General features: G+C 55.9%; 23 protein-coding genes. 12 read left to right on the plus strand and 11 right to left on the minus strand.

What is annotated here, in order from left to right:
* Positions 1-86: 86 nt before the first annotated feature.
* Positions 87-1085 carry a class 1 fructose-bisphosphatase gene (gene fbp / locus IM313_RS14060; protein WP_028015293.1) on the plus strand — a complete coding sequence of 333 codons (999 nt, stop codon included), beginning with the start codon at positions 87-89 and terminating at the stop codon, positions 1083-1085.
* A gap of 148 nt (positions 1086-1233) precedes the next feature.
* The gene (locus tag IM313_RS14065; protein ID WP_028015292.1) at positions 1234-1590 is read left to right on the plus strand and encodes a LysR family transcriptional regulator; all 357 of its coding nucleotides are present in this window, start codon (positions 1234-1236) and stop codon (positions 1588-1590) included.
* Here the strand turns inward: IM313_RS14065 and IM313_RS14070 are convergent.
* The 5 genes from IM313_RS14070 to ytfQ all read right to left on the minus strand — a co-directional run bounded on the left by IM313_RS14070 (position 1562) and on the right by ytfQ (position 7775).
* Positions 1562-3133 carry a methyl-accepting chemotaxis protein gene (locus tag IM313_RS14070; RefSeq protein ID WP_192972021.1) on the minus strand — a complete coding sequence of 524 codons (1572 nt, stop codon included), beginning with the start codon at positions 3131-3133 and terminating at the stop codon, positions 1562-1564. The genes IM313_RS14065 and IM313_RS14070 overlap by 29 nt on opposite strands.
* A gap of 93 nt (positions 3134-3226) precedes the next feature.
* A complete protein-coding gene (gene yjfF, locus IM313_RS14075; RefSeq protein WP_021240694.1) occupies positions 3227-4228 on the minus strand; it encodes a galactofuranose ABC transporter, permease protein YjfF in 1002 nt (333 codons plus the stop codon).
* Positions 4215-5240, minus strand: a complete 1026-nt coding sequence (gene ytfT, locus IM313_RS14080; protein WP_162268710.1) for a galactofuranose ABC transporter, ATP-binding protein YtfT — start codon at positions 5238-5240, stop codon at positions 4215-4217. Before ytfT ends, yjfF begins: the two co-directional genes overlap by 14 nt.
* 10 nt (positions 5241-5250) lie before the next feature.
* Positions 5251-6753, minus strand: a complete 1503-nt coding sequence (gene ytfR / locus IM313_RS14085; protein ID WP_192972020.1) for a galactofuranose ABC transporter, ATP-binding protein YtfR — start codon at positions 6751-6753, stop codon at positions 5251-5253.
* A 65-nt stretch (positions 6754-6818) separates the two neighbouring features.
* Positions 6819-7775: a galactofuranose ABC transporter substrate-binding protein YtfQ gene (gene ytfQ / locus IM313_RS14090; RefSeq protein ID WP_021240696.1), complete on the minus strand. Its 957-nt coding sequence runs from the start codon at positions 7773-7775 to the stop codon at positions 6819-6821.
* Between the two features lie 309 nt (positions 7776-8084).
* Between ytfQ and ppa the strand changes: the two genes are divergently transcribed.
* The 3 genes from ppa (at position 8085) to IM313_RS14105 (ending at position 9886) form a co-directional block, all read left to right on the plus strand.
* Positions 8085-8615, plus strand: coding sequence for an inorganic diphosphatase (ppa, locus tag IM313_RS14095; RefSeq protein ID WP_041911466.1), 531 nt, complete (start codon positions 8085-8087; stop codon positions 8613-8615).
* Positions 8616-8834: 219 nt separating this feature from the next.
* On the plus strand, positions 8835-9419 hold the full coding sequence (locus IM313_RS14100) for a hypothetical protein (protein WP_192972019.1): 585 nt from the start codon (positions 8835-8837) through the stop codon (positions 9417-9419).
* Positions 9416-9886 (plus strand): hypothetical protein, encoded by a 471-nt coding sequence (locus IM313_RS14105; protein WP_045259620.1) that lies wholly within the window; start codon positions 9416-9418, stop codon positions 9884-9886. Before IM313_RS14100 ends, IM313_RS14105 begins: the two co-directional genes overlap by 4 nt.
* A gap of 314 nt (positions 9887-10200) precedes the next feature.
* Here the strand turns inward: IM313_RS14105 and IM313_RS14110 are convergent, their stop codons facing one another.
* From IM313_RS14110 to tamA, 3 genes are read right to left on the minus strand one after another with little or no spacing between them, the layout of a single operon-like run.
* Positions 10201-10545, minus strand: a complete 345-nt coding sequence (locus IM313_RS14110) for a gamma-glutamylcyclotransferase (RefSeq protein ID WP_008501424.1) — start codon at positions 10543-10545, stop codon at positions 10201-10203.
* Between the two features lie 2 nt (positions 10546-10547).
* On the minus strand, positions 10548-14324 hold the full coding sequence (gene tamB / locus IM313_RS14115; protein WP_136431075.1) for an autotransporter assembly complex protein TamB: 3777 nt from the start codon (positions 14322-14324) through the stop codon (positions 10548-10550).
* On the minus strand, positions 14321-16054 hold the full coding sequence (gene tamA / locus IM313_RS14120) for an autotransporter assembly complex protein TamA (protein WP_047366992.1): 1734 nt from the start codon (positions 16052-16054) through the stop codon (positions 14321-14323). Before tamA ends, tamB begins: the two co-directional genes overlap by 4 nt.
* A 223-nt stretch (positions 16055-16277) precedes the next feature.
* Between tamA and msrA the strand changes: the two genes are divergently transcribed.
* Positions 16278-16919, plus strand: a complete 642-nt coding sequence (msrA, locus tag IM313_RS14125) for a peptide-methionine (S)-S-oxide reductase MsrA (RefSeq protein WP_028015284.1) — start codon at positions 16278-16280, stop codon at positions 16917-16919.
* 211 nt (positions 16920-17130) lie between these two features.
* Positions 17131-18468, plus strand: a complete 1338-nt coding sequence (locus IM313_RS14130) for a hemolysin family protein (RefSeq protein WP_028015283.1) — start codon at positions 17131-17133, stop codon at positions 18466-18468.
* Positions 18469-18543: 75 nt separating this feature from the next.
* Here the strand turns inward: IM313_RS14130 and IM313_RS14135 are convergent, their stop codons facing one another.
* Positions 18544-18750, minus strand: coding sequence for a DUF1107 domain-containing protein (locus IM313_RS14135; RefSeq protein ID WP_008501430.1), 207 nt, complete (start codon positions 18748-18750; stop codon positions 18544-18546).
* A gap of 324 nt (positions 18751-19074) precedes the next feature.
* Here IM313_RS14135 and IM313_RS14140 point away from each other — a divergent pair, with 324 nt between their 5' ends.
* Positions 19075-19632, plus strand: a complete 558-nt coding sequence (locus IM313_RS14140; protein WP_063154911.1) for a YtfJ family protein — start codon at positions 19075-19077, stop codon at positions 19630-19632.
* On the opposite strand, the gene cysQ is transcribed toward IM313_RS14140, so the two are convergent.
* A complete protein-coding gene (gene cysQ / locus IM313_RS14145; protein ID WP_028015281.1) occupies positions 19626-20366 on the minus strand; it encodes a 3'(2'),5'-bisphosphate nucleotidase CysQ in 741 nt (246 codons plus the stop codon). The genes IM313_RS14140 and cysQ overlap by 7 nt on opposite strands.
* A 190-nt stretch (positions 20367-20556) precedes the next feature.
* Here cysQ and IM313_RS14150 point away from each other — a divergent pair, with 190 nt between their 5' ends.
* Positions 20557-22500, plus strand: a complete 1944-nt coding sequence (locus IM313_RS14150) for a bifunctional 2',3'-cyclic-nucleotide 2'-phosphodiesterase/3'-nucleotidase (protein ID WP_192972018.1) — start codon at positions 20557-20559, stop codon at positions 22498-22500.
* A gap of 40 nt (positions 22501-22540) precedes the next feature.
* On the opposite strand, the gene IM313_RS14155 is transcribed toward IM313_RS14150, so the two are convergent.
* Positions 22541-22927, minus strand: a complete 387-nt coding sequence (locus IM313_RS14155; RefSeq protein ID WP_028015279.1) for a helix-turn-helix domain-containing protein — start codon at positions 22925-22927, stop codon at positions 22541-22543.
* An 84-nt stretch (positions 22928-23011) separates the two neighbouring features.
* Here IM313_RS14155 and IM313_RS14160 point away from each other — a divergent pair, with 84 nt between their 5' ends.
* From IM313_RS14160 to IM313_RS14170, 3 genes are all read left to right on the plus strand, one after another.
* Positions 23012-23860, plus strand: a complete 849-nt coding sequence (locus IM313_RS14160) for an SDR family oxidoreductase (protein ID WP_192972017.1) — start codon at positions 23012-23014, stop codon at positions 23858-23860.
* 81 nt (positions 23861-23941) lie between these two features.
* Positions 23942-24766, plus strand: a complete 825-nt coding sequence (locus IM313_RS14165; RefSeq protein ID WP_028015277.1) for an AraC family transcriptional regulator — start codon at positions 23942-23944, stop codon at positions 24764-24766.
* Between the two features lie 75 nt (positions 24767-24841).
* A complete protein-coding gene (locus tag IM313_RS14170; protein WP_041911471.1) occupies positions 24842-25807 on the plus strand; it encodes a DMT family transporter in 966 nt (321 codons plus the stop codon).
* Positions 25808-25822 lie beyond the last annotated feature (15 nt).

A 25822-nucleotide genomic window follows, 5' to 3' on the forward strand; every position in this document is an offset into this window, starting at 1 on the left:
ATTTGAATATTTGTTAAGATTGTTGGGCTTTAGTCGTTTTAGTGAACATACAATCGCTCTACTCACAAAGATGCAGGGAAAGTGTTATGAAAACGTTAGGTGAATTTATTGTCGAAAAGCAGCACGAGTTCTCTCATGCTACGGGTGAACTCACTGCTTTGCTGTCGGCAATAAAGCTGGGCGCTAAGATCATCCACCGTGATATCAACAAGGCCGGTCTGGTCGATATCCTGGGTGCCAGCGGTGCCGAGAACGTTCAGGGCGAGGTTCAGCAGAAACTCGATCTGTTCGCAAATGAAAAACTGAAAGCTGCACTGCGCGCGCGCGACATCGTTGCGGGTATCGCCTCCGAAGAAGAAGATGAAATTGTTGTTTTCGAAGGGTGTGAACACGCGAAATACGTCGTACTGATGGATCCGCTCGACGGCTCCTCCAACATCGACGTTAACGTTTCTGTCGGTACCATTTTCTCCATCTACCGCCGCGTCACGCCTGTTGGTACGCCGGTAACCGAAGAAGATTTCCTGCAGCCAGGCAGTAACCAGGTTGCGGCCGGTTACGTCGTTTATGGCTCGTCCACCATGCTGGTCTACACCACCGGATGCGGGGTTCACGCCTTTACCTACGATCCGTCGCTGGGCGTCTTCTGCCTGTGCCAGGAACGTATGCGCTTCCCGGAGAAAGGCAGCACTTACTCCATCAACGAAGGCAACTACATCAAGTTCCCGAACGGCGTGAAGAAGTACATCAAATTCTGCCAGGAAGAAGATAAAGCGACCCAGCGCCCTTACACGTCCCGCTACATTGGCTCTCTGGTCGCGGATTTCCACCGTAACCTGCTGAAGGGCGGTATCTACCTCTACCCAAGCACCGCCAGCCACCCGGACGGGAAGCTGCGCCTGCTGTACGAATGCAACCCGATGGCGTTCCTGGCCGAACAGGCGGGCGGCAAGGCGAGCGACGGTAAACAGCGTATTCTGGACATCGTGCCGGAAAGCCTTCACCAGCGTCGTTCGTTCTTCGTTGGCAACAACCATATGGTTGAAGACGTTGAACGTTTTATCCGTGAGTATCCGGACGCGTAATATCTCTCCCGGGGAGCCAGTCTGGCTCCCCAACACATTTATATATTTTACCGTATAAGTGTTTATAAAAATCACGCTTTAATCTTCACCCCTGCTCCTGCATTATTTCCATAACAGTTTGACATTTATTTCCTGGAGCAGAATTGCAATGAAAAATTATTCCCGGGCTAATACCGGCATTGATTTAAATCTTATCCCTGTATTTATTGAAGTCGTCCGCTGCGGCAGTATGGCAAAAGCCTCTTTGCGCCTGGAGATGTCCCGTCCTGCGGTGAGCCTGGCGTTGAAGCGTTTTAATCAACTGTTTGATGAGCCGTTATTTTTTCGCAAAGGTTTATATCTCGAGCCGACTGAAAAAGCGTTAGCGTTAACCAGCTCGCTGGAATTATTAATGGGTGATATTCACGATAATATTGCGGCGGTAAATTCTGCGAAAAATAAAGCCCCGGCACAGAACGCACCGGGGCTGGGAAATATTATGCCGCAGTCTGAGCCGTCACTTTAAATGATGACATGGCTTCCATCAGCTGACGCGACTGCTCCTCAAGGGAGCGGGTCGCGGCGGAGGATTGCTGCACCAGCGCCGCATTCTGCTGCGCGGTTTCATCCATCTGGTTCACCGCAATATTCACCTGCTCGATGCCGCGGCTCTGCTCCTGAGACGCGGTGGCAATTTCACGCATCAGTTTGGTCATGCGCAGCACTTCAGTGGCAATCTCATCCATCGTTTCACCCGCCTGCTGGGCCAGCTCGCTGCCCTCGTTAACGTGGGCCTGCGAATCGCCGATCAGAGAGCGGATCTCTTTCGCCGCGTCGGCGCTGCGGCTGGCAAGGTTGCGGACTTCACCCGCGACCACGGCAAACCCGCGCCCCTGCTCGCCCGCGCGCGCCGCTTCCACGGAGGCGTTAAGCGCCAGAATGTTGGTCTGGAAGGCAATACCGTCAATCACGCTCAGGATGTCGGCGATGCGCGCCGAACTGCCGGAGATATCGCGCATTTTTTCAATCACGTAGCAGACCATTTCGCTGCCGTGATCGGCGGTGTCGGAAACAGACTTCGCCAGCTGGTGCGCCTGCTCGGCGTTGTCGGCGTTAAGCTTCACCGTGGCGGTGATCTGCTCCATGCTGGCGGCGGTCTGCTCCAGCGACGTGGCGGTGGATTCGGTGCGCTCGGCAAGATCCCGGTTCCCCGCCGTCAGCTCGCGGCTGCCGGTATCAATTTGCGAGCTGGCATCGCGAACCCGCAGAACCGAGCTCATCAGCGACTGACGCATCTCCTCTATCGCCGCGTTGAGGCGGTTAAACTCCTGGCTCGCCGGGGCATTCAGCGTGTGGGTTAAATCGCCCGCCGCCACGTTCTCCAGCTGCGCAATGGAGGCCGACAGCGGCTTGAGCAGCATATGGCGCAGCGCCAGCCAGGCGAGCACGATAATGCCCGCCGTCAGCAGCGCGGCGACAATAATCAGGATCAGCACGCGGGTTTTACTCGCCTGCACGGCGCTCACTTCCGCCTGACCTCGCGCTTCGCTCCATTTCTGAAACGCCTGCATGTCGTTATCGAACTGCTTCGCCACCGGAATCAGCGTGTTCTCCAGCAGATCGTAATAGCTGTCTGCGCTCTGGTCATTCAGGGTTTTCAGCATCGGGCCGATCCCCTGCTGGTTATACGTCGCCAGGCTGGCCGCGACTTTGTCGAGGAGCTGCTGCCCCTGTTCGTCAGCCACGCCGCCGTCAATCACGCCTTTTAACGTTTTCCGGGCCACGGCGACTTCCTGATTGATGTTTTTTACCGCTTTGGCCGCATCGTCCAGCATGCCGATTTCCATCATGCGGACGGCCTGACCCGCCTCATTGCGCGCGCGCAGGATCAGCGTATAGCCGGTGTTCAGCTGCACCATCTGCTCACCCTGAAGGTGATTAATGCGCTGCAGTGAGGAAGAACTCTGTGTGAGGGCATAAATGCCGATGCCGCTGACAATCAGCAGCAGAAGGGTCATAACGGCCAGTAAAGAGAGCAAGCCGGTACGAATCGATAGCGTTTTAAGCATGATATTATTTCCGGTAGCGAGATATTTCTGGGCATAAAAGAAGATTATCGGCCGCTACCGGAAAATGTTTAGACTTTAAGCAAATTCAGCGTGTTATCGCTCTGTTACCGATGTGTTTACGCGCGTAACAGGCGAGCTTTGACGGTTCTCCCAGAGCACCGTCAGCCCCCGCTGCAGGGCAATAAAAATAAACAGCAGAATGCCAATGGCGATCTTCGTCCACCACGAGCTGAGCGTGCCGTCAAAGTTAATGTAGGTTTGTATCAGGCCCTGGATCGCGACGCCGAACAGCGTCCCCAGCACCGTCCCTACCCCGCCGCTGAGCAGCGTGCCGCCGATAACCACAGAAGCAATCGCATCCAGTTCCACGCCGACGCCTGCAAGGGCATAGCCCGCCTGGGTATACACCGAGAAAACAATCCCCGCCAGCGTTGCCAGGCCGGTCGAAAGCATATAGATGCGGATGGTGGTGCTGCGGGTCGAGATCCCCATCAGGTTGGCCGACGTGGCGTTGCCGCCAATGGCGTATACCTGATTGCCGAACCGGGTGCGGTGGGCGAGGAAAATGCCAATCACCACCACGCCCAGCATCAGCAGCCCCATCGCGCTCAGGCGACCGCCGCCGGGAATTTTCCACGCCAGGCTGGAGAGCGTGTCATACACCGGATGGTTAATCGGAATCGACTCCTCAGAAACCAGATAACTTACGCCGCGCAGGAAAAACATCCCGGCCAGCGTGATGATAAAGGCCGGAATTTTCAGCGCGTCGATCAGCAGCCCCATAAAGGCGCCAAACGCGCAGCCCATCACCAGCACCAGCGGAAACGCCACCAGCGGCGAGATGCCCCAGAAACCGATCGCCTTCGCGAGGAATACCCCCGTGAACGCGATCACCGAGCCAACGGAGAGATCGATCCCGCCGGAGAGGATCACAAAGGTCATGCCGACGGCGATAATGCCTAAAAAGGCGTTGTCCGTCAGAATGTTGCAGATCACGCGCGTTGAGGCAAAACCGGGGAACTGCGTGAGGCAGTAGAGATACCCCAGCACAAACACGCCCAGCGTGATCATTAACGGTAAATTACGTTTTATCATGGCCACGGATCCCCTTAATGATGCTGACAAAGCGCGGCGACTGGACGATCAGCACGCAGAGTACAACTACCGCTTTTACCACCTGGTTGAGTTCCGGCTGGAATCCCGAGAGCAGGATCCCGGTGTTCATGCCCTGAATGATCAGCGCGCCGATCACCGAGAGCAGCAGGTTAAAGCGCCCGCCCATCAGCGACCCGCCGCCGATCACCACCGCGAGGATCGCATCCAGCTCCAGCCAGAGCCCGGCGTTATTGGCATCGGCCCCGCGAATATCGGCGGCGACGATGACACCAGCAATGGCGGCGCAGACGCCGCTCAGCACGTAGGTCAGCATCACCATCAGGCGGGTGTTGACCCCGGCGTTGCGCGCGGCGCGAATGTTGATCCCCACCGCCTCAATAAACATGCCGAGCGCCGTTTTGCGGGTGAAGAGCCAAAAGACAATAAGCGTGACCAGGGCAATAATCACCGGCGTCGGGAAGAACAGAAGGTTGCCGCTGCCAAGCCATGCCAGGCTCGGAGAGTTGAAGGTAACAATCTGCCCCGAGGTGATCAGCTGTGCGACCCCGCGCCCGGCCACCATCAGGATCAGCGTAGCGACAAAGGGCTGAATTTTCAGCACCGCCACCAGAATGCCGTTCCATAGTCCGGCCAGCACGCCGGTGCCTAAGGCCGCCAGCAGTACCACCGGCAGGCTGTGACCGGCCACGGTCATTGAGGCTGCCGTGGCCCCGGCGATAGCCATCACCGCGCCGACGGAGAGATCTATTCCGCCGGTGGCGATCACCAGCGTCATCCCAATCGCCAGCAGCGCCACGGGCGCGGCGCGGTTTAAAATATCGATCGGGCTGCCAAACAGGCGGCCATCCTGAACAATAATCTGGAAGAAATGCGGTGCGACAAGGCTATCTACCAGCAGCACCACCAGCAGCGCTGCAATTTGCGGCGTGCCGGTTGGCCAGCTAAAGCGGCGCTTTGACTCACCGGTTTGCGAAAGCGAACGGGACATCACGATTCACTCCTTACGCCGCGATGGCATTCATGATTGCCGGAACGGACAGTTTATCCAGCGGGATCTCTGCCACCTGTTTGCGATCGCGCATGATGATGACGCGATCGGCATAGCCCACCAGCTCCTCCAGCTCGGATGAGATAACCAGCAGGGCCAGCCCGTCCGCACAGAGCGTTTCGATAAGCCGGATAATTTCGGCGTGCGCGCCCACGTCGATACCGCGCGTCGGCTCGTCAAGGATCAGGAACTGCGGTTTGGTCAGCAGCCAGCGGGAGAGCAGCACCTTCTGCTGGTTACCGCCGGAGAGAAATTCAATCGGCTGTTCCGCGCTCGGGGTGCGGATGCCGAGCTGGCGGATAAAGCGCTCGGCGATGGCGTTTTGCTCTTTACGGGGGATCGGGCGCAGCCAGCCGCGCTGGGCCTGCAGGGCCAGGATGATATTTTCCCGCACCGAGGCGGCGGCAATGATGCCGTCCGTTTTCCGGTCTTCCGGGCAGAAGCCAAAGCCCAGACAGGAGGCCTGATGCGGCGATCGCAGGGTTTGCGGTTTGCCCTTGATCAGCGCGGTGCCGCTGTCGGCAGGCTTGATCCCGAAGATCACCTCGGCGGTTTCGGTTCGGCCCGAGCCCAGCAGGCCCGCCAGCCCGACAATTTCGCCGGGACGCACCTCAAGGTTAAACGGCGATATCACGCCTTTCTTGCCGTAATCGCTGAACGCGGCAACCGGTTTTTCGCTCAGCAGCGTACGGCCCGCACGCTGGAGCGCGTTGGTTTCCAGCTCGCGGCCCAGCATCATTTTCACCAGCTCGATCTGCGGCAGCTCGCGGGTTTCGCGGCAGCCGACAAAGCTGCCGTTGCGCAGCACCGTAATGCGGTCGCTCACCTCATACACCTGATCGAGGAAGTGCGTGACGAAGATCAGGCTCACGCCCTGATCGCGCAGCTGGCGCATCAGGGTGAAGAGCATCTCCACTTCCTGGGTATCGAGGCTGGCGGTAGGTTCATCGAGGATCAGCACCTTCGCAGAGAGATCGATCGCACGACAGATGGCGACGATCTGCTGCATCGCCACGGAAAAGCGGTTCAGCGGCTCGCGAACGTCGAGGGAGAAGCCGTAGGACTCCATCAGCTTCGTGGCGTGCGCCTCCATCTCTTTGCGGCGCAGCAGGCCAAAGCGGCGTGGCTCGCGGCCAATAAACAGGTTGTCCGCCACCGACATATTCGGCAGCAGGTTCACTTCCTGGTAAACCGTCCCGATCCCCAGCTGCTGGGCGTGGGCGGTATTTTTTGGCGAAATAGCGTTGCCTTCCAGCCAGATGGTGCCGCGATCGGCGTGATAAACGCCGGTCAGCGATTTAATCAGCGTCGATTTTCCCGCGCCGTTCTCGCCCAGCAGCGCCATGATCTCACCGCGCCGCAGGCTGAAATCAACGCTATCCAGCGCCTTTACGCCGGGGAAGAATTTACTCAAGCCCTCTGTGCGGAGGATTTCCTGGTGCTGTTCAGTTTTCATATTCACGTCCCCGGCACGTTCCCGTAGGCCGGGTAAGCGCAGCGCCACCCGGCAATTTCACTGGATCAGTAGCCCATATTTTTCTTCTTCTCTAACTCTTCTTTCGCTGTATCAGGCAGGTAGAGCGTGGACTTGGTGACGGTCACCTTCTCAGGCATCGTGCCGTCTTTCTTGAATTTCTCCAGCGCGTCGAATGCCGGGCCCGCCATGTTCGGCGTCAGCTCGACGCTGGCATTGGCTTCACCGTCGATCATCGCTTTGTAGATGTCCGGCACGCCGTCGATAGAGCCGGTGAGGATATCTTTGCCCGGCTTCAGGCCCGCTTCTTTAATCGCCTGAATCGCCCCGATCGCCATGTCATCGTTGTGGGCGTAAACCATGCAGATATTCTTGCCGTTGTTTTCAGCCTTGATAAAGCTCTCCATGACCTCTTTACCCTTACTGCGGGTAAAGTCCCCGGACTGGGAGCGGATAATCTTGATGTTTGGCGCTTTGGCAATGGCCTCAGCAAAGCCTTTCTTACGGTCGATGGCCACGCTCGCGCCGACGGTGCCCTGCAGTTCAACGACGTTACACGGCTTGCCGTCGACCTGTTTAATCAGCCAGTCGCCAATTAACTGCCCTTCAAGCACGTTATTCGCGGTGACGGTGGTCATATAGAGAGATTTGTCTTTAACATCGATGGAACGGTCGAGCAGGAAGACCGGAATTTCAGCGTCTTTCGCTTCCTTCAGAACCGGTTCCCAGCCTGTCGCCACCACTGGCGCAATAAAGATGGCATCCACGCCCTGGGCGATAAACGAGCGCACGGCTTTGATCTGGTTTTCCTGCTTTTGCTGACCATCGGCGATTTTCAGGGTGATGCCGCGTTTCTGAGCCTCGCTTTTCGCAACGTTGGTTTCCGCCGCACGCCAGCCGGATTCAGAGCCAACTTGCGAAAAACCTACGGTTAAGGGAGCGGCCATCGCCATAGACGACATGGCTGCCGAAACTGCTGTGACAAGAAGTAAGCGCTTCCACATATGAACGTCCTCGTAGGGGTGTTTATTGTTGGTTAAAAGATGTTCTGCGAAATGACTATAGCCAATGAAATATGTAACGAATTGCGTTACATCACACTTCAGGAAAGTGAATAAAATGTTAATCACAAGTTTGTAATCGCTTTCATTTCACCATTAAAAATGTGGCTGAGTTTATGGATTTTCCTGTCATGGAAACGGTCTGAAAAGTGGGACTTGCGGGGAGAGAAAGCGAAAAGAGGCGGAGACATTCAGCGTGAGTTGGCTATAATACCTGCCACTTGTTTACCATCCATTTTAAAGGACACCGACATGAGCTTACTCAACGTCCCAGCGGGTAAAGAACTGCCAGAAGACATCTACGTTGTTATTGAAATCCCGGCCAACGCAGATCCAATCAAATACGAAATCGACAAAGACACCGGTGCGCTGTTCGTTGACCGTTTCATGTCTACCGCCATGTTCTATCCGTGCAACTACGGCTACATCAACCACACCCTGTCTCTGGACGGTGACCCGGTTGACGTGCTGGTTCCAACGCCATACCCACTGCAGCCAGGCTCCGTCATTCGCTGCCGTCCTGTTGGCGTGCTGAAGATGACTGACGAAGCGGGTGAAGATGCGAAGCTGGTTGCGGTACCGCACACCAAGCTGAGCAAAGAGTACGATCACATTAAAGATGTGAATGACCTGCCAGAGCTGCTGAAAGCGCAGATCGCCCACTTCTTCGAGCACTACAAAGACCTCGAAAAAGGTAAATGGGTTAAGGTTGACGGCTGGGACAACGCAGAAGCGGCGAAAGCAGAAATCATCGCCTCTTTCGAACGCGCTGCTAAGAAGTAATTCTTACTGTCGATTGATGAAAGCCCCGCATACTGGGGCTTTTTTTATCTTTGTTAAAAGCAGCATACATTAGCTTTTAAGATAAATCCCATTCCCTTTGGCTTTCATGTTAATACAACAAAGACACCCTCTCATTTATGGTGGGAGTGGTTGAATAGGCTGTCAATTAATCACATACTGTCATAATGGGCATTAATCCCCATTGATTACAGGATTCATATGTCATCCATTAACATTGATGTTGCCCGCCCAACTGGAATTTACTTTATTATTGAAAGGCTATATTCCCGCGATGGACTTATGCCTTCCGTTGGGGAAATCAGCCCCTCTTTGACACAGGTACACCGCACTGTCATTCAGCTAAAACGCAAGCAAGATATGTTTATGGATGGTGTTAAGGTTACCCCAAAAGATATTACACTTTGGCAACAGATAAAATATCTTACGGGCTCGAAAGTAACGACCAAAGATACAGATACGTTAGTGTATACGACTGATTTTATCGGCTCTCTTGTAGCCACTACACCTTTAGGCAATATTGAGCATGAAAATATTCCTCGCTTCCTCACGACAGCGTCTATTCACTCCCTTCCTCAGGCGGTGAGCTATGGGCGTGATCCCATCCCACAGGTCCTTCTTTATGGTCGTAAGGATATTGTCTTCTTTATGGACAATGGTGGTAAAGGAACGCCAACCGCTATTGCAAAATATAATCACAACAATCGTGACCTTGCCATAATCAAAGATCAGCTGGAGGCCAGTAAAACGATGAAGGAACTGCTTTCTAAGGGAGCAAAATTATGAGTAAGAAAATCCATATCGTAAGTCTACTCGTCATTATTATTGCCTCCTTTATCTTTGGCAGAAGTACGTATATTCAATATCTGGCATGGTACTATGGAAGCGATAATTTAATATTCAGCGAAATAAACAACTCCTTACTATCCAGTTTATTTAACGGGCTTTACTTCGCTCTTTCAGCAAGTATTATTTATACGTTACTCACTCTGTTAAAAAGAATTCCAGCGAATATTGTCACTTCTTGTCTGCTTCAGTTCTGTATTAACATCGGGCTATATACGCTTTTTGTTGCAGTAGATAGAGGATATAGTAAATTACATACTTTAAGCTCGGGTGCTACTGATATCACCCACAGCTATTTTTTAGGAGCGTTGCTGACGAGCACGCTTCTGACCGTCGCGATCGTGAGCGTTATACATGCTAAGTTTCTTTCTTCAAAGCATAAAGATGGGCTACATAAAGGCGTTTGACTGTTACGGCAAAGACAGCAAATGGCAGTATCTCTGCATCCTGACATTCCAACTTGCCTGGTTTTTGTTTTACTTATGGATCCCTTATCGAAGCGATTATGCGATTTTGCTGTTTTTACTGTTTTTCCTGCCCGTCATATCAAGCAATACGCGATGCATAAACTACTATGGCCGTTCACGCGCCTTGTGTTTTTTATGGCTTATTGCCCCATACATCATGCTGTTCGTTCCTCTTTTTTTAACCCGACGCAGGGATACAGAAGAGAATTGAAAGTGAAAAAAACAACGCCACCTCACGGTGGCGTTGTCGTTTTTCAGTACTGGTCTCTGTCTAACCAGTTACCGCTTACAATCCGCGTTAACCCGTCGACCGGACGCTGGTAGACATACATCCACGCGCTTCCGTACGGTGTCTGGATCAACTGGCGAGCGTATTCACCGCCCCTGGTGCGCAAGGCATCAAGTTCGGCAAGTGTAGCATTATCAATACGATAAACTTCACCCTGTACTGTTCCTTCGCCGGGAACCGCGCCTGGATAGTGGCCCAGGCTGTACAACTGGTAGTTCTCGATATTGTAATTCCCCAGTAGCTGGGCATTGGTCATCCAGTGACTGTTGCCTTGCCTGGTTCGTAAACTGCCGTAGACAAATATTCGCATTGCTAAAACTCAAACTGATAGAGCAGATCAAGTGCCTGGTCTACGCCGGACACTGCTTCCAGATATAGCTTAGGCATCAGGCGATAGCGTAACGTGAGTGTTGCCAGTGAGTCAAAGATCCCCACACCATATTTTACCTGCAGACCCGGCAGTACATAGCCGCTGACCACCACCTGCGAGGAGTCACCCACGCCCTGGGTGTCCAGCGCCAGATTGCTTACGCCGAACGTCTCGCCGATTTTACCCACAACCTGCCCACTTTGTGCAACCCCCAGTCCGACCAACATTGAGGTCATCGCCGCACTGTCGCTTTGTCCGCTGTCCAGACCTTGTCCGCGCAGCAGATAAGAGAGGGCTTCCTGCTGTGACATCGCCGGGTCGGAGAAGATCTCCGCCTTCGGTTCGTCGGCAGAGCCGGTGACGCGTACGCCAGCAATGACGTCGTTTTCCGTCGCTTCCGGGTTACGAATCGCTTCGATGTTCAACAGCGGTTGATCCGGTGGGCCGGAGAACAGCAGCTCGCCTTTACGGACAATCAGATCCTGACCATAGGCATGGAAACGCCCTTCAGGAATATTGATCTGCCCGTTGAGGCCAAGCCCTTGTTTATCCTGCGCCACTTTCAGGTCGCCCGTGAGCCTCGCCTTCAGCCCAAACGCATCCAACCGCACGTTATTTCCCACGTGCACGATAAGGTTACTATTAATCGGTATACCAGCGCTCTTCTCTTCGGCAGGTTTCAGATTTTCATTGAGCATAACTTCATCACTGGAGACGCCGACCGCGCTTTCCGGCACCTCGTGAACCACGATGCGCGCCCACGGCACGTCCACGCGACCATCCAGGGTGAAGAGGCTTGGCGTCGCCTCAAAGACCACGTCCGGCGAGACGTCCAGGCGCACCATTGGCGGTACGGTGATGCGCACCTTACTGCCTTTCGCGGCAATACGGGCGCGCCAGTTGTCGAGCTGGCTCCAGTCCGCGTCGCCGCTCAGGTTGATTTGCCCCTGCTGAGTTAATACCGAGCCGTTCAGCGTCGAGCTCATGCCGTTGAAGTTCATCGCAATCTGGCTGGGCTGCATATCAAACGGCATAAAGTTACCGTCGATATCCACACCGCTGAGCCGCAGCTGACCGAACAGCTGGGGGCTTTGCGCGTTGCCCGCCAGGCGCAGGTTGGCATTCACCATGCCCTCGGCTTTTTCCCCGCGGGCGAAGATCGGGTTGACCATCGCCAGGTTGAAGTTACGAATATTGACGTTGCCGCCCAGATTGCGCCGCCCCTGCGGATCGGTAATCTGTATCTGCCCGTCCATCTGGCCGTTGTTGGTCAGACGGATAAGCCACCCCAGCTCCGCACGGTTATTATGCAGGTCTGCACTCACATTCAGGGTGTCGAAGGCCACCGGCAGCGGCGCGTCGTTCACCTCCTGCGTTACCTTCACGTTGCGCCCGGAAAGCGTGACGCTGCCCTGCGGCAGCCCCTCTTTGGTGGTATCCCAGGCGACATCGGCTTTCCCGCTGAAGACGCCGCTGGCCTGCGTGGTGTCCGGCATAAACGGTTTCAGCATCGCCAGATCGAAGCGGTTCAGGTTGATCTGCGCGCGCCCTTCCGCCCCCGCATCAATGGTCTGCGGCACGCACAGCTCCGCGTTCGGGTTGGTCCAGCAGTGAGGCCCGATGCTGATCTTCTGCTCGGCGTTGCGGTAGTCCAGCGCAATGGAGCGCGAGAGCGCCAGCGGCCCCACCGGGGTGTTGAAGCGGGTGTTGTCCAGCGTTCCTTTCCAGCGCGTTTCCTTCCGGTCAAAGCTGCCGGTCAGGTGAAGCTGGCCGGAGACGGGCTCGCCCTGCACGCGCAGCTGGAGGTCGTGCTGCTTCTCGTTCCCTTTGGCGTCCAGAGTCACCAGGCTGATGTTCACGTCCGGCTGGGAAATGCGCTCCACGCGCAGGTTCAGGTTGCCGCCGATCTGATCGGTGGATTTCACATCCCCTTCCACGCGGACGCGGGCAACGCTCAGCTCCTGCCAGCGCAGATTGTTGGCGGTGATATCTGCCAGCAGCTGCGGCGCGTCCACGGTGCCGCGCACTTTCAGGAGTCCTTTCGCCGTACCGCCCAGACCCGGCAGGGCGTTATCCAGATTTGGCGCGTCGATAGTGGCGTCAAGATTGAGATCTTTTACCCCCAGCTCGCCTTTGATATCCGCCGTGTTGCGGCCCAGCGCCACGTGCAGTCCCGGGATAATCCACTGCAGGTAGCTGTTGCCCTTCACCGAGCCTTCAACGTTCACCTTGTTCTGCTTCACGTTCCCGGTGAGCTTGATTTCCGGCACGTCCATCTGCCACGTGCCGCCGTAGAGGCTGCCGCGGGTTTTGATCAGCCCGTCCAGCTTCGACGGCCAGTCCGGCACCTCTTTGGCGGTGTTAATTCCCGTCAGCTTTAGCTCGCCGCGCCAGCTGATCGCCTGCTGCCAGTCGAGCAGCGCGGTCAGTTCCGTTTTGCCTTCCAGCGCCGCGACGGTCAGCTTGTCGAGGTTAACCTGCTGTTCGTTGCCTTTTGCATCCAGCGTGATGGTCGCGGGCGGCACGCCCTGCCCCTTCACCGCAGTGCGGAACGAGAGCGTGTAATCGGTCATCTTGCCGCTCAGCTTCAGCTTCAGATCGTCGGCCTGATACTGTTTTTCGCCGGTAAACGGCCAGTAAAGCTGCTTGCTGACAACCTCCAGATTGAGCGGCAGCCCGGCTTCCGCCAGCTGGGTTTGCGCGCGCAGGGCCATGTCTACCGGGCCGGAGAGATTCACCCCGATATCCAGCTTCTCGCGCAGCGCCCCGCCCACTTTAACCTTCACTTTTTCGCCCTTCAGCGGGTCGATATTCAGGGCGCTATTGAGGGTGATATCCACCGGCCAGCTGTCGCGCAGCAGGGCGTTGCCTGACGCGTTCACCGAGCCCTGGTTGGTATCGATATCCAGCGCGTCGAGCTTCATGTTGCCGTCAATACTGCTGACTTTCAGCAGCATGTTAAAGACCGTCAGATCGGTGTCGCCGGTCAGGCGCAGCTGTTCGCCTTTGAACTCCTCAATGTTGAGGTTCAGCGGCAGATGCACGTCGGTCATTTCAGGCAGGACAGGCTTCGAGAAGAGTTCTTTCAGCGTTTCGCCCAGCGGCTTCTCTTCCGGCTGCGGGTTCTGGATCTTCGGTTCGACGATCTCTTCCTGCGCCACGTCCGCCACTTTCGGCAGCGCGATCAGCAACCCTTGCAGCGAGGTTGGCGTCAGGGTGAGGTTTTTCTCCTGCCAGCGCAGGCCGGAGGTGAAATCCATCACCGAAACGGTGGTGTCGTCGATTTTGATATTGACGTTATCGAGCGCCACCCGATAGAGCGCAATCGGGTACGGCGTGGAGAGATTCAGCGGGCCGCTGTCCTCTTCCTCAACCGGCGCAGACTTCGGCATTTTCTTTGAGTCTATCGCCACGTTGACGTCTTTTAGCGACAGATCGTTCACGCAGAGCTTGCTGTCCCGCAGGCAGCCCAGCTTCACCGCGAGATGGAATTCCCCGGCGTTGACCGCCACGCCCGGCTGCTCGTAGCGGATGTTCTTCAGATGCAGGTCGCGCCAGCCGCCCGTTACCTGACCAATTTCCAGCCCCGGCACCCACCGGTTCGCGGCGTTAAACAGCAGATGCAGCCCGGTCGTTGTTCCTACCAGAAACGCCACCGTACCGAGCAGCAGCACGATAAAGATCAGCACCCCGAGGCTTATTTTCTTCCATAAACTCATAATTCAGGCCCCAGACCGATGTAAAACTGTAATCCGTGTTCATCTTTGTCGCCCACCGGCACGGCGAAATCGAGCTTGATGGGCCCGACGGGTGACTGCCAGCGCACGCCGACGCCCGCGCCGGTTTTGAAATCGCTGCGGCGGATATCGTTCACCGCTTCACCACCGTCGATAAACATGGCGCCCCACCACTTGCCGCTGACGTTGTACTGATACTCCAGCGATCCGGTCGCCAGTTTGGATGCCCCGGTCAGCTGGCCTTTTTCGTTTTCAGGTGAGATCGATTTGTACTTATACCCGCGAATGCTGCGGTCGCCCCCGGCGAAGAAGCGCAGGTCCGGCGGAACGCGCTCGAAATCACCCGTCTCAATCCAGCCGAGATTGCCGCGCATCACAAAGCGGTGTTTGTCATACAGCGTGCGGATCCAGACGTTTTGCGCCTGCACCACCGTGAAGTCGACGTCAGAGCCCCACATCGTATTGGAGTAGTCGATAGAGTAACGCTGTGAATCACCCCAGGTTGGCATCAGGCCGCCGCGCGAACGGGTGCGGCTGATCATCACGCCCGGATAAAGCAGCATAGTAGTGTTGGTGACGTTTGCCTGGGTAAAGTGATCAAGGCTCCAGCGCAGGTTAATGGCGCGCTGCCAGCCGCTGGAGAGATCCCAGAAGCGTGAAACCGCAAGCGTTGTCGAGTCCTGCTCGGTATCGTTCAAATCGGTACGCTTAAAGCCGCCCTGCACCAGGTAATATTGCTCAAGCGGGTTTTTCAGCAGCGGAATTTTATAGCTGAAATCAAGCTGCTGTTCCGGTGCGGAAATGCTGGCGCTGGTGGTCAGGCTGTGGCCGTAGGAGTTCATCCACGGCTTTTTCCAGGAGGTCTTCACGCGCGGACCGACGTCTGTCGAGTAGCCAACACCGGTCTCAATGGTGTTCTCGGTGCGCGGCGAGACAACGCCATGCAGCGGCAACACCTTGGTTTTGCGAGACTTATCAAATTCCGGTGCGACAACCACGGAGTTAAACCAGCCGGTAGCGGAGAGGCGACGGTTCAGCTCCGCCAGATCGCTCGACTGGTAGTAATCGCCTTTTTTAAACGGCACGAGGTTTTGCAGATACTCTTCACGAATTTGCGAACCTTCAAACGTTACATCGCCAAAGCGGTAGCGTTCGCCGCTGTCGTAGTCAATATCCCAGAAGGCCTGACGTCGCTCCAGCGCGATGCCCAGCTGGCTTTTATTGAACTGGCTGTCGAAGTAGCCCTTGCGCAGGGAGACACTCGTCAGCTCTTTTTTGAAGTGGTCGTAGTCACCGTGGTTGAGCACGGTGCCGATTTTCGGCCGCGTGCTGAGCAGGTCCAGGTAGTCGCGGTCGGTACGCGCGCCGCCGCGCAGGATGACGTTCGTGCCGCCAATCAGCACCGGCTCGCCCGGCGAGACGCGGGCAATAAGCACCTGACGCCCCTTCTTTGGCGGCGGGCGGAGATCGAAATCAATGGTGGGTTCGTAATACCCCAGCGCTTTTAGCCCTTCACGGATCGCGTCATCCACGCGCGCGCGAAAACGCCGGTCCGGCGTCACCTCATCGCTCTGGATGGTCGACAGCTGCGCACGCACGTTTTTTTCCAGCGTCCCGGATAACCCCTCAACCTGCAAACGGACATTCGCCGCGCTGGCAACCCCGCTTGTCAGCAATACACTGACTAAACATAACTGGCGGATTTTTGTCACGTTTTCTCCTGAATATCCCTTTTCCACCCTGGAAGCAAATGAAGTGCCGCCGTGCGGCAAAATACGGCCCGGAAGCCAAAAACCCAAATCGTGGGTTGAAAACGGGTGTAACACCCAAATATTTCTTATGATTAAATCTAGTCTCATTCAGCGCATTTATTGTGTTCAATTAAACGCTTCGTGACAACCTTAACCGAAACATCGCACCCCGGGAGGCCCCATCGTGAGTTTATTCGACAAGAAGCATCTGGTTTCACAAGCTGATGCATTACCGGGACGCAACACCCCTATGCCTGTGGCGACCTTACACGCCGTCAATAACCATTCAATGACCAACGTTCCTGATGGAATGGAAATCGCCCTGTTCGCCATGGGCTGCTTCTGGGGCGTTGAGCGCCTCTTCTGGCAGTTGCCCGGCGTTTACAGCACCGCGGCCGGCTACACGGGCGGTTATACGCCGAATCCAACCTACCGCGAAGTCTGCTCCGGCGAAACCGGTCATGCGGAAGCGGTCCGCGTGGTATATGACCCGACGGTCATCAGCTACGAACAGCTCCTGCAGGTCTTCTGGGAGAATCATGACCCGGCGCAGGGCATGCGTCAGGGCAACGACCACGGCACACAGTATCGCTCGGCCATTTATCCGCTCACGCCTGAGCAGGACGCCGCCGCGCGCGCCAGCCTTGAGCGTTTCCAGCAGGCCATGCGTGAAGCAGGCGATACGCGCGAGGTGACCACGGAAATCGCCACCGCGAAGCCGTTTTACTATGCCGAGGACGATCATCAGCAGTATCTGCACAAAAACCCGTACGGCTACTGCGGCATCGGGGGCATCGGCGTCTGCCTGCCGCCACAGCTGGCCTGATTATTAACCGTTAAATCGTCACCCGTACCGGACAGCGCACGCTGTCCGGTCTGTTTTATGCCAAAAATGTGACCTCTGGCAGATTTACATCTCTTTACGCTATACTACCGCTGAAATAATCGGCTCAACGCTACGAGCTGACGTTCTACGTGTTTTCACACAAATGGTATCAACTCCCCTTCTGAGGATCTGGCGAGAAGCCGGATAAACTATGTTAAACAGTATTTTAGTAATACTTTGTCTTATTGCCGTCAGTGCATTTTTCTCGATATCTGAGATCTCGCTGGCCGCGTCCCGTAAAATCAAACTGAAGCTGCTTGCCGACGAGGGCAACATCAATGCCACCCGCATCCTGAAAATGCAGGAAAACCCCGGCATGTTCTTCACCGTGGTGCAGATTGGCCTTAACGCGGTCGCCATTCTCGGCGGTATCGTGGGCGATGCGGCCTTTTCTCCAGCGTTTTATAGCCTCTTTGTCAAATACATGTCCGCTGAGCTTGCCGAACAGCTGAGCTTTATTCTCTCCTTCTCGCTGGTAACCGGCCTGTTCATCCTCTTTGCAGACCTGACCCCGAAACGCATCGGTATGATTGCGCCAGAAGCTGTAGCTTTGCGTATCATCAACCCGATGCGCTTCTGTCTGTACGTGTTTCGTCCGCTGGTGTGGTTCTTCAACGGCCTGGCGAACGTGATTTTCCGCATCTTTAAGCTGCCAATGGTGCGTAAAGACGACATCACCTCTGATGACATTTATGCGGTGGTGGAAGCCGGCGCGCTGGCCGGGGTGCTGCGTAAGCAGGAACACGAGCTGATTGAGAACGTATTTGAACTGGAATCCCGTACCGTGCCCTCTTCCATGACGGGCCGTGAAAACATTATCTGGTTCGATTTACATGAAGATGAGCAGAGCCTGAAGAACAAAGTGGCGCAGCATCCTCACTCCAAGTTCCTGGTCTGTAATGAAGATATCGACCACATCATCGGTTACGTCGACTCCAAAGACCTGCTGAACCGCGTGCTGGCAAACCAGAGCCTGGCGCTCAACAGCGGCGTGCAGATCCGCAATACCCTGATTGTGCCGGACACCCTGACGCTCTCCGAAGCGCTGGAAAGTTTCAAAACCGCCGGGGAAGACTTCGCGGTGATCATGAATGAATACGCGCTGGTGGTGGGTATCATCACGCTGAACGACGTGATGACCACGCTGATGGGAGACCTGGTTGGCCAGGGACTGGAAGAGCAGATTGTTCAGCGTGACGATAATTCATGGCTGATCGACGGCGGTACGCCGATTGAAGACGTCATGCGCGTGCTGGATATCGACGAGTTCCCGCAGTCCGGTAACTACGAAACCATCGGCGGCTTTATGATGTTTATGCTGCGTAAAATCCCGAAACGCACCGACTCGGTGAAGTTCTCCGGCTACAAGTTTGAGGTGGTGGATATTGATAACTACCGCATCGACCAGCTGCTGGTGACGCGTATTGACAACAAGCCGACCGTACTGGTGCCGAAGCTGCCGGACGCGGAAGAGAAGGTGTCGGCGTAACGTTCCTGCCCCCACAAACATCAACGGCTCCCATCGGGAGCCGTCTTTTTAACTACCTACTGCATAGCACGTTGGTTAAGCCATCTCAGTTTGCAGACGCATAACCTGACGGTTGACTTCGGACATCACAGACAGGTGCTGTTTGTCCTTCACTTTTGGGACAAGGATCTTGCCCTTATCAAACTCAAAAGCGCCAACATCCTTGATGTACAACCGTCCACGGAACAGGATCTTCACGTACTTCGCCACCTGAAGCGGGTTGTAGCGTTGGAAAATTTTCATTCTTGTATCTCCTGCGAATCATACGCTCTTGCGGTGCCACAATCGGCCCGACTGTCCTGAGCGCAAATTTTGATGCCCAATGACTATAGACCAGAACTACGGTGTTACCCAGTGTGCATAAGTTTATTTACCGTTTGATTACAATTATTCAGAATAATCTTTGCAAAGCGTGATAGAGAGCAGTATAAGCCGTCGTTTTTTCATGGATATGTGCGTTCACCCGCAAACTGGCACTGGGATTGCGGGAAAACCACATTGATCGCACTTATGATTAAAAGCGTATGACCAAGTGGTCGGATCACCTGCAAACAATAAGGAAACGCCATGACCCTACGTAACATCCTTGCGGCAGCCTGCCTGCTGCTGCCCCTGTGGGCTTCCGCTCACAGCATTGAAAAAGGACAACGTGTACCGCCAGTCGGCATTGCTGACCGGGGAGAATTGATTCTCGACAATGATAAGTTTAGCTATAAAGCCTGGAATAGCGCGCAGCTCGCGGGCAAAGTGAGAGTTGTACAACATATTGCCGGTCGTACATCCGCAAAAGAGAAGAATGCCAACCTCGTGGAGGCGATCAAGGCCGCAAAATTCCCTCATGACCGCTACCAGACCACCACGATTGTGAACACCGATGATGCCATTCCTGGCTCCGGGATGTTTGTGCGCTCAAGCCTTGAGAGCAATAAAAAGCTCTACCCGTGGTCGCAGTTTATCGTCGACAGCAACGGCGTGACGCGTAAGGCCTGGCAGCTTGAGGAAGAGAGCTCCGCGATTGTCGTGCTGGATAAGGACGGCCGCGTGCAGTGGGTGAAAGACGGCGCGTTAACTCAGGAAGAGGTGCAGCAGGTTGTCGCCCTGCTGCACAAACTGCTGGCTCAGTAAAGAGAGACGCGGAAGCCGGGGTTGAGGAATGATTCGCGCGGGGTATAGTCCAGCGGCTTGCCCTGCCAGTCATGGACATGCGCCCCGGCGGCCGCGGCAACGGCATGGCCTGCCGCGGTATCCCAGACGTTGGTTGGCCCAAAGCGCGGATACAGCTGCGCCTGACCTTCCGCTACCAGGCAGAATTTCAGCGACGAGCCAATCGAGGTGGTCTGGTGTTCACCCAGCTGTTGCAGGTATTCCTCCAGCTCGCTGTCGCTGTGCGAGCGGCTAATCACCACCAGCGGTGGACGGGCATCGCGCACCTGGATCTGCTTGCGTACGCCGCACTCCTCCTTCCAGGCCTTCCCTTCTGCGGCGCTGTACATCACCTTCATTACCGGCGCGTAGACCACGCCGAGCACCGCTTTACCCTTCTCAATCAGGGCAATATTGACGGTGAACTCACCGTTGCGCTTGATGAACTCTTTTGTCCCGTCCAGCGGATCGACCAGCCAGTAGCGCTGCCAGTGCTGGCGCTCGTCCCAGCTTTGCGGCGCTTCTTCAGACAGAACGGGGATATCCGGCGTTAAGGCCTGCAGACCTTGCAGGATCACCTTATGCGCCGCGATATCGGCCGCCGTGACCGGGGAGTCGTCCGCCTTGCTGACGACCTCCATCGGTTTTACACCGTCATACACCTGCATGATGGCATCTCCCGCATCCCGTGCGAGCTGACAAATCTTATCTAGCATTTTCCACCTCTTTGTTAACGCAGTGAGGTTAACTCTTTGTTTTAGTTATATCGTAATGTGAACAATTCCGCTATCTGTGAAGCAATTCCGGTTTCAGGTCGCTTTTTTCTGTCAGGATTCACATTTCTGTAAGCAACAAACGATAGATACATACTCTTTTGTGGAACGGATCGAAAAAAGGACTCCTCTGATGATTAAGTTTAGTGCAACGCTTCTGGCGACGCTGATTGCAGCGAGCGTGCAGGCGGCGACGGTAGATCTGCGTATTCTGGAAACGACCGATCTGCACAGCAATATGATGGACTTCGATTACTACAAAGATACCCCTACGGAAAAATTCGGACTGGTACGTACAGCAAGTTTGATCAACGCCGCGCGGGGTGAAGTCAAAAATAGCGTGCTGGTGGACAACGGCGATCTCATTCAGGGCAGCCCGCTCGGCGACTACATGGCGGCAAAAGGTCTGAAGAAAGGCGAGATCCATCCCGTTTATAAAGCGATGAACACGCTGGACTATGCCGTCGGCAACCTGGGCAACCACGAATTCAATTACGGCCTGAAATACCTGCACGATGCGCTGGCCGGCGCGAAGTTCCCGTACGTTAACGCCAATATCATCGACGTTAAGACGCAAAAGCCGCTCTTTACCCCTTACCTGATTAAAGAGAGTGAAGTTGTCGATCGGGACGGTAAAAAGCAGACGCTGAAAATCGGCTATATCGGCTTCGTACCGCCGCAGATCATGACCTGGGATAAAGCCAACCTCGACGGCAAAGTGACCGTTAATGACATTACCGAAACCGCGCGCAAGTACGTGCCGGAAATGCGTGCGAAAGGTGCGGATGTCGTTATCGTGGTGGCTCACTCAGGCCTGTCAGCCGACCCGTACCAGGCCATGGCTGAAAACTCCGTTTATTATCTGAGCGAAGTCCCGGGCGTTGACGCGATCCTGTTCGGCCACGCTCACGCTGTTTTCCCGGGCAAAGATTTTGCCAGCATTAAAGGGGCGGATATCGAGAAAGGGACGCTCAACGGCGTGCCGTCGGTGATGCCGGGCATGTGGGGCGACCACCTTGGCGTGGTGGATCTGGTGCTAAATAACGACAGCGGCAGCTGGAAGGTGACGCAGTCAAAAGCCGAAGCGCGCCCAATTTACGACGCAGCCGCTAAAAAATCCCTGGCTGGTGAAGATAAAAAGCTGGTCGACGTGCTGAAGCACGACCACGACGCCACCCGCGAATTCGTCAGCAAGCCGATCGGCAAATCCGCCGACAACATGTATAGCTTCCTGGCACTGGTGCAGGATGACCCGACCGTTCAGGTGGTCAACATGGCCCAGAAAGCCTATGCCGAACACTTTGTTCAGGGCGATCCGGATCTGGCAAAACTGCCGGTGCTGTCTGCCGCTGCACCATTCAAAGTGGGCGGACGCAAGAACGACCCGGCAAGCTATGTTGAGGTCGAAAAAGGCCAACTGACCTTCCGTAACGCCGCCGATCTCTATCTATACCCGAATACCCTGGTGGTGGTTAAAGCCACGGGGAAAGAGGTGAAGGAGTGGCTGGAGTGCTCCGCCGGGCAGTTTAACCAGATCGATCCGAAGAGCAGTAAACCACAGCCGCTGATTAACTGGGACGGCTTCCGTACCTACAACTTCGACGTGATCGACGGCGTAAATTACCAGATTGACGTCACCCAGCCGGCGAAATATGACGGCGAGTGCCAGGCAATTAACCCGCAGGCCGAACGCATCAAAAACCTGACGTTCAACGGCAAGGCGATCGATCCGGATGCCACCTTCCTGGTGGTAACCAATAACTACCGTGCCTACGGCGGTAAGTTTGCCGGTACGGGCGATAGCCACATCGCTTTTGCATCACCGGACGAAAACCGCTCGGTGCTGGCGGCGTGGATCGGCGCGGAGTCGAAGAAGGCGGGCGAAATTCACCCGGCGGTGGATAACAACTGGCGTCTTGCGCCAATCCACAGCGATGCGAAACTGGATATCCGCTTTGAAACATCACCGTCCGATAAGGCCGCCGCGTTTATCAAGGATAAGGCACAGTATCCGATGAAGAAGGTAGCAACGGATGATATCGGGTTCGCGATTTATCAGGTGGATTTGAGCAGGTAGCGGTGATTGTGCCGGGTAAGGCGAAACCGCCACCCGGCTTTTACGCCGCACGCTCATCCCGATTCGCCATCACCTTCGGCGTATTGACTTCAATCCAGTCCGCCAGCGCGGCGACTTTCTCGCTCACCTCGATGCCCATCGGTGTCAGGCTATACTCGACGTGCGGCGGCACGACCGGATACGACACGCGATCGACAAACCCGTCCTGCTCCAGCGCCTGAAGCGACTGGGACAGCATCTTTTCGCTCACCCCGCCCATTTTATGGCGCAGCTCGCTAAAACGGTGCGTTCCTCCGCGCAGAGCCAGCAGGATCAGCACGCCCCAGCGGCTGGTAACGTGTTTAAGCACCTCCCGTGAAGGGCACTGTTCCGCGAAGAGATTGCCATCGCGCATTTGCTCGCTAAGCGTTGGGATCGTCTTTTTCATACTTACCTTTTTGTACGTACTTACTAAAAGTTAGCTATGGTGATAGTGTGCCACAACACCAGACAAACACGAAGGAGATTTATCATGATCGCGATTACCGGCGCTACCGGCCAGCTTGGCCAGCACGTTATTGAAGAACTGCTGAAAACCGTTCCAGCAAACCAGATTGTTGCCATTGTTCGTAACCCGGCGAAAGCTGAAGCGTTAAGCAAACAGGGTATTGTGGTTCGTCAGGCGGATTACACCGATGAGGCCGCCTTTACTGCCGCGCTGAGCGGCGTGGAAAAGCTGCTGCTCATCTCCTCCAGCGAAGTGGGCCAGCGCGCGACCCAGCACCAGAACGTTATCAACGCCGCCAAATCGGCAGGCGTGAAATTTATCGCCTACACCAGCCTGCTGCACGCGGATAAATCACCGTTGGGTCTGCACGTTGAACATGTCGCCACTGAAAAAGCGCTGGCGGCGTCCGGCATTCCTTATGCCCTCCTGCGCAACGGCTGGTACACCGAAAACTACCTGGCGAGCGCGCCGCCTGCGCTGGAACACGGCGTATTCCTTGGTGCCGCAGGCGAAGGCAAAATTGCCTCTGCCACCCGCGCAGACTATGCCGCGGCGGCAGCCAAAGTGATCGCTGAAGAGGGTCATGCGGGCAAGGTATACGAACTGGCAGGCGACCACGGCTGGACATTGAGCGAGCTGGCGGCGGAACTGAGCAAGCAGAGCGGTAAACCTGTGGCGTATCAAAACCTGAGCGAAGCGGACTTTGCAGCCGCATTGAAGAGCGTGGGTTTACCCGCCGGGCTGGCGGATATGCTGGCGGACTCCGACGTGGGCGCGTCCAAAGGCGGCCTGTTTGACGACAGCCGTACCCTGAGCAAGCTGATCGGCCGCCCGACCACACCGCTGGCGGAGAGCGTCAAAGCCATTCTGTAATTGTTACGGATTGGTTATTTTTTGTGGCATCCCCTCGGGTCATCTCTGATAATGTAGTGATGACCCATGAGGAGGCTCATCGTGCAAGGCGTACCGGAACAGTTTACTGACGAGAGAGACAGCGCGCGCTTTCGCCATCTGGCGCAGCTGCCGGGCCTTGAACTCTATCACGCGCATATCTCTGACTACGCCTTTGAGCCCCACACCCATGAAGCCTTCGGCATCGGCACCATCGAAACCGGCGCCGAACGCTTTCGCTATCGCGGCACCCAGCATCTCGCACCTGAAAAATCCGTTGTTACCATGAACCCGGACGAGATCCATACCGGGGAGTCCGCGACCGAAGACGGCTGGCGCTACCGGATGGTCTACATCGAACCCGATCTTCTGGAAGAGGTAACCGGCCTGCGCCACTGGTGGTTCAGCGACGTAACCCGTTACGACCCGCAGCGCTCTCAGCAGATCGGCAGGCTAATTTACGGCCTGTGGCATACGGACGATCCGCTGGCGCAAAAAGGCTTATTGCTGGATCTGATCGAGACCTTTCAGCCGCTAGCCCATCACGCGCCGGTGGTTCAGGAAGGCGCACACCGTTTCGAGCGCGTGCGCGAGTATTTGCACGACAACTATATGCACGCCCTGACGCTGGACGAACTGGCGAACGTTGTCTCGCTCAGCCCGTACCATTTCCAGCGCCAGTTCAAAGCCCATTTTCACGTTACGCCGCACCAGATGTTAATGGCCATCCGCCTGTGGCGCGCCAAGGCGTTTCTCACCCACGGTATGCCCGCCGCCGAAGTCGCCGCCGCAACGGGGCTGACCGACCAGTCGCATTTAACCCGCGCCTTCACCCGCCGCTACGGCATTACGCCCGTGCGCTACCAGAAACAGGTCGCCCGGCGCTAATGCGCAATCTCATACAATACGCGCGCGTTTCCCCCTTCTAGACTGAGTGCAGAGTAAATCAATGTGGATGGAAAAATGATTAGCGGCGTGTTGTATGCCCTGCTTGCAGGTCTGATGTGGGGGCTGATCTTTGTCGGCCCTCTGATCGTGCCGGAATACCCGGCGATATTGCAGTCTACCGGACGTTATCTGGCGCTCGGGCTGATTGCCCTTCCTCTGGCATGGCTGGGGCGTACGCGCTTGCGACAGCTCAGCCGTCAGGACTGGGGCACCGCGCTGGCGCTGACCATGATGGGCAATCTCATCTATTACGTCTGCCTGGCAAGCGCCATTCAGCGAACCGGAGCGCCGGTGTCGACCATGATTATCGGCACGCTGCCGGTGGTCATCCCCATCTTCGCGAATCTGCTCTATAGTCATCGGGACGGCAAGCTGGCGTGGTCGAAAATGATACCCGCCCTGGCCTGCACCGCCGTGGGGCTGGTGTGCGTCAATATCGCCGAGCTGCGCCACGGCCTGGCAGACTTCAGCTTATGGCGTTACGGTTCGGGGATCGTTTTAGCGTTCATCTCGGTCGCGTGCTGGGCCTGGTACGCCCTGCGCAATGCGCGCTGGCTGCGGGAGAACCCGGATAAACACCCGATGATGTGGGCAACGGCGCAGGCGCTGGTCACGCTCCCCGTCTCGTTAGTGGGGTATGCCGGCGCATGCCTCTGGCTGGGTCATCAGCAGCCGGAATTTGCCCAGCCCTTCGGGCCAAGACCCTGGGTCTTTATTGGCTTAATGGTTGCGATTGCGGTGCTGTGCTCCTGGGTGGGCGCGCTGTGCTGGAACATTGCCAGCCAGAAGCTGCCGACGGTGATCTTAGGGCCGCTGATTGTGTTCGAAACCCTGGCCGGGCTGCTGTACACCTTCCTGATGCGCCAGAGCGTGCCGCCGCTGTTAACGGCCTGCGGGATCGCGCTGCTGGTGGTGGGGGTGGTGATGGCGGTAAGAGCGAAGCCGGAAAAACCGAGGGTCGTTCCGGCTTCGGAGATGTGATTTTGCCGGGTGGCG

The organism is Enterobacter cloacae complex sp. P2B (genome assembly GCF_014895985.1).
Taxonomy (GTDB): Bacteria; Pseudomonadota; Gammaproteobacteria; order Enterobacterales; family Enterobacteriaceae; genus Enterobacter; species Enterobacter bugandensis.

What these genes read in the sequence shown, in the direction of transcription:
- IM313_RS14065 (WP_028015292.1), top strand. Translation starts at nt 1,234, where the DNA reads ATGAAAAATTATTCCCGGGCTAATACCGGCATTGATTTAAATCTTATC.
- fbp (WP_028015293.1), top strand. Translation starts at nt 87, where the DNA reads ATGAAAACGTTAGGTGAATTTATTGTCGAAAAGCAGCACGAGTTCTCT.
- ytfQ (WP_021240696.1), bottom strand. Translation starts at nt 7,775, where the DNA reads ATGTGGAAGCGCTTACTTCTTGTCACAGCAGTTTCGGCAGCCATGTCG.
- IM313_RS14100 (WP_192972019.1), top strand. Translation starts at nt 8,835, where the DNA reads ATGTCATCCATTAACATTGATGTTGCCCGCCCAACTGGAATTTACTTT.
- IM313_RS14070 (WP_192972021.1), bottom strand. Translation starts at nt 3,133, where the DNA reads ATGCTTAAAACGCTATCGATTCGTACCGGCTTGCTCTCTTTACTGGCC.
- yjfF (WP_021240694.1), bottom strand. Translation starts at nt 4,228, where the DNA reads ATGATAAAACGTAATTTACCGTTAATGATCACGCTGGGCGTGTTTGTG.
- IM313_RS14130 (WP_028015283.1), top strand. Translation starts at nt 17,131, where the DNA reads ATGTTAAACAGTATTTTAGTAATACTTTGTCTTATTGCCGTCAGTGCA.
- IM313_RS14155 (WP_028015279.1), bottom strand. Translation starts at nt 22,927, where the DNA reads ATGAAAAAGACGATCCCAACGCTTAGCGAGCAAATGCGCGATGGCAAT.
- ytfR (WP_192972020.1), bottom strand. Translation starts at nt 6,753, where the DNA reads ATGAAAACTGAACAGCACCAGGAAATCCTCCGCACAGAGGGCTTGAGT.
- IM313_RS14150 (WP_192972018.1), top strand. Translation starts at nt 20,557, where the DNA reads ATGATTAAGTTTAGTGCAACGCTTCTGGCGACGCTGATTGCAGCGAGC.
- IM313_RS14140 (WP_063154911.1), top strand. Translation starts at nt 19,075, where the DNA reads ATGACCCTACGTAACATCCTTGCGGCAGCCTGCCTGCTGCTGCCCCTG.
- tamB (WP_136431075.1), bottom strand. Translation starts at nt 14,324, where the DNA reads ATGAGTTTATGGAAGAAAATAAGCCTCGGGGTGCTGATCTTTATCGTG.
- ppa (WP_041911466.1), top strand. Translation starts at nt 8,085, where the DNA reads ATGAGCTTACTCAACGTCCCAGCGGGTAAAGAACTGCCAGAAGACATC.
- IM313_RS14110 (WP_008501424.1), bottom strand. Translation starts at nt 10,545, where the DNA reads ATGCGAATATTTGTCTACGGCAGTTTACGAACCAGGCAAGGCAACAGT.
- IM313_RS14160 (WP_192972017.1), top strand. Translation starts at nt 23,012, where the DNA reads ATGATCGCGATTACCGGCGCTACCGGCCAGCTTGGCCAGCACGTTATT.
- cysQ (WP_028015281.1), bottom strand. Translation starts at nt 20,366, where the DNA reads ATGCTAGATAAGATTTGTCAGCTCGCACGGGATGCGGGAGATGCCATC.
- IM313_RS14170 (WP_041911471.1), top strand. Translation starts at nt 24,842, where the DNA reads ATGATTAGCGGCGTGTTGTATGCCCTGCTTGCAGGTCTGATGTGGGGG.
- IM313_RS14135 (WP_008501430.1), bottom strand. Translation starts at nt 18,750, where the DNA reads ATGAAAATTTTCCAACGCTACAACCCGCTTCAGGTGGCGAAGTACGTG.
- IM313_RS14105 (WP_045259620.1), top strand. Translation starts at nt 9,416, where the DNA reads ATGAGTAAGAAAATCCATATCGTAAGTCTACTCGTCATTATTATTGCC.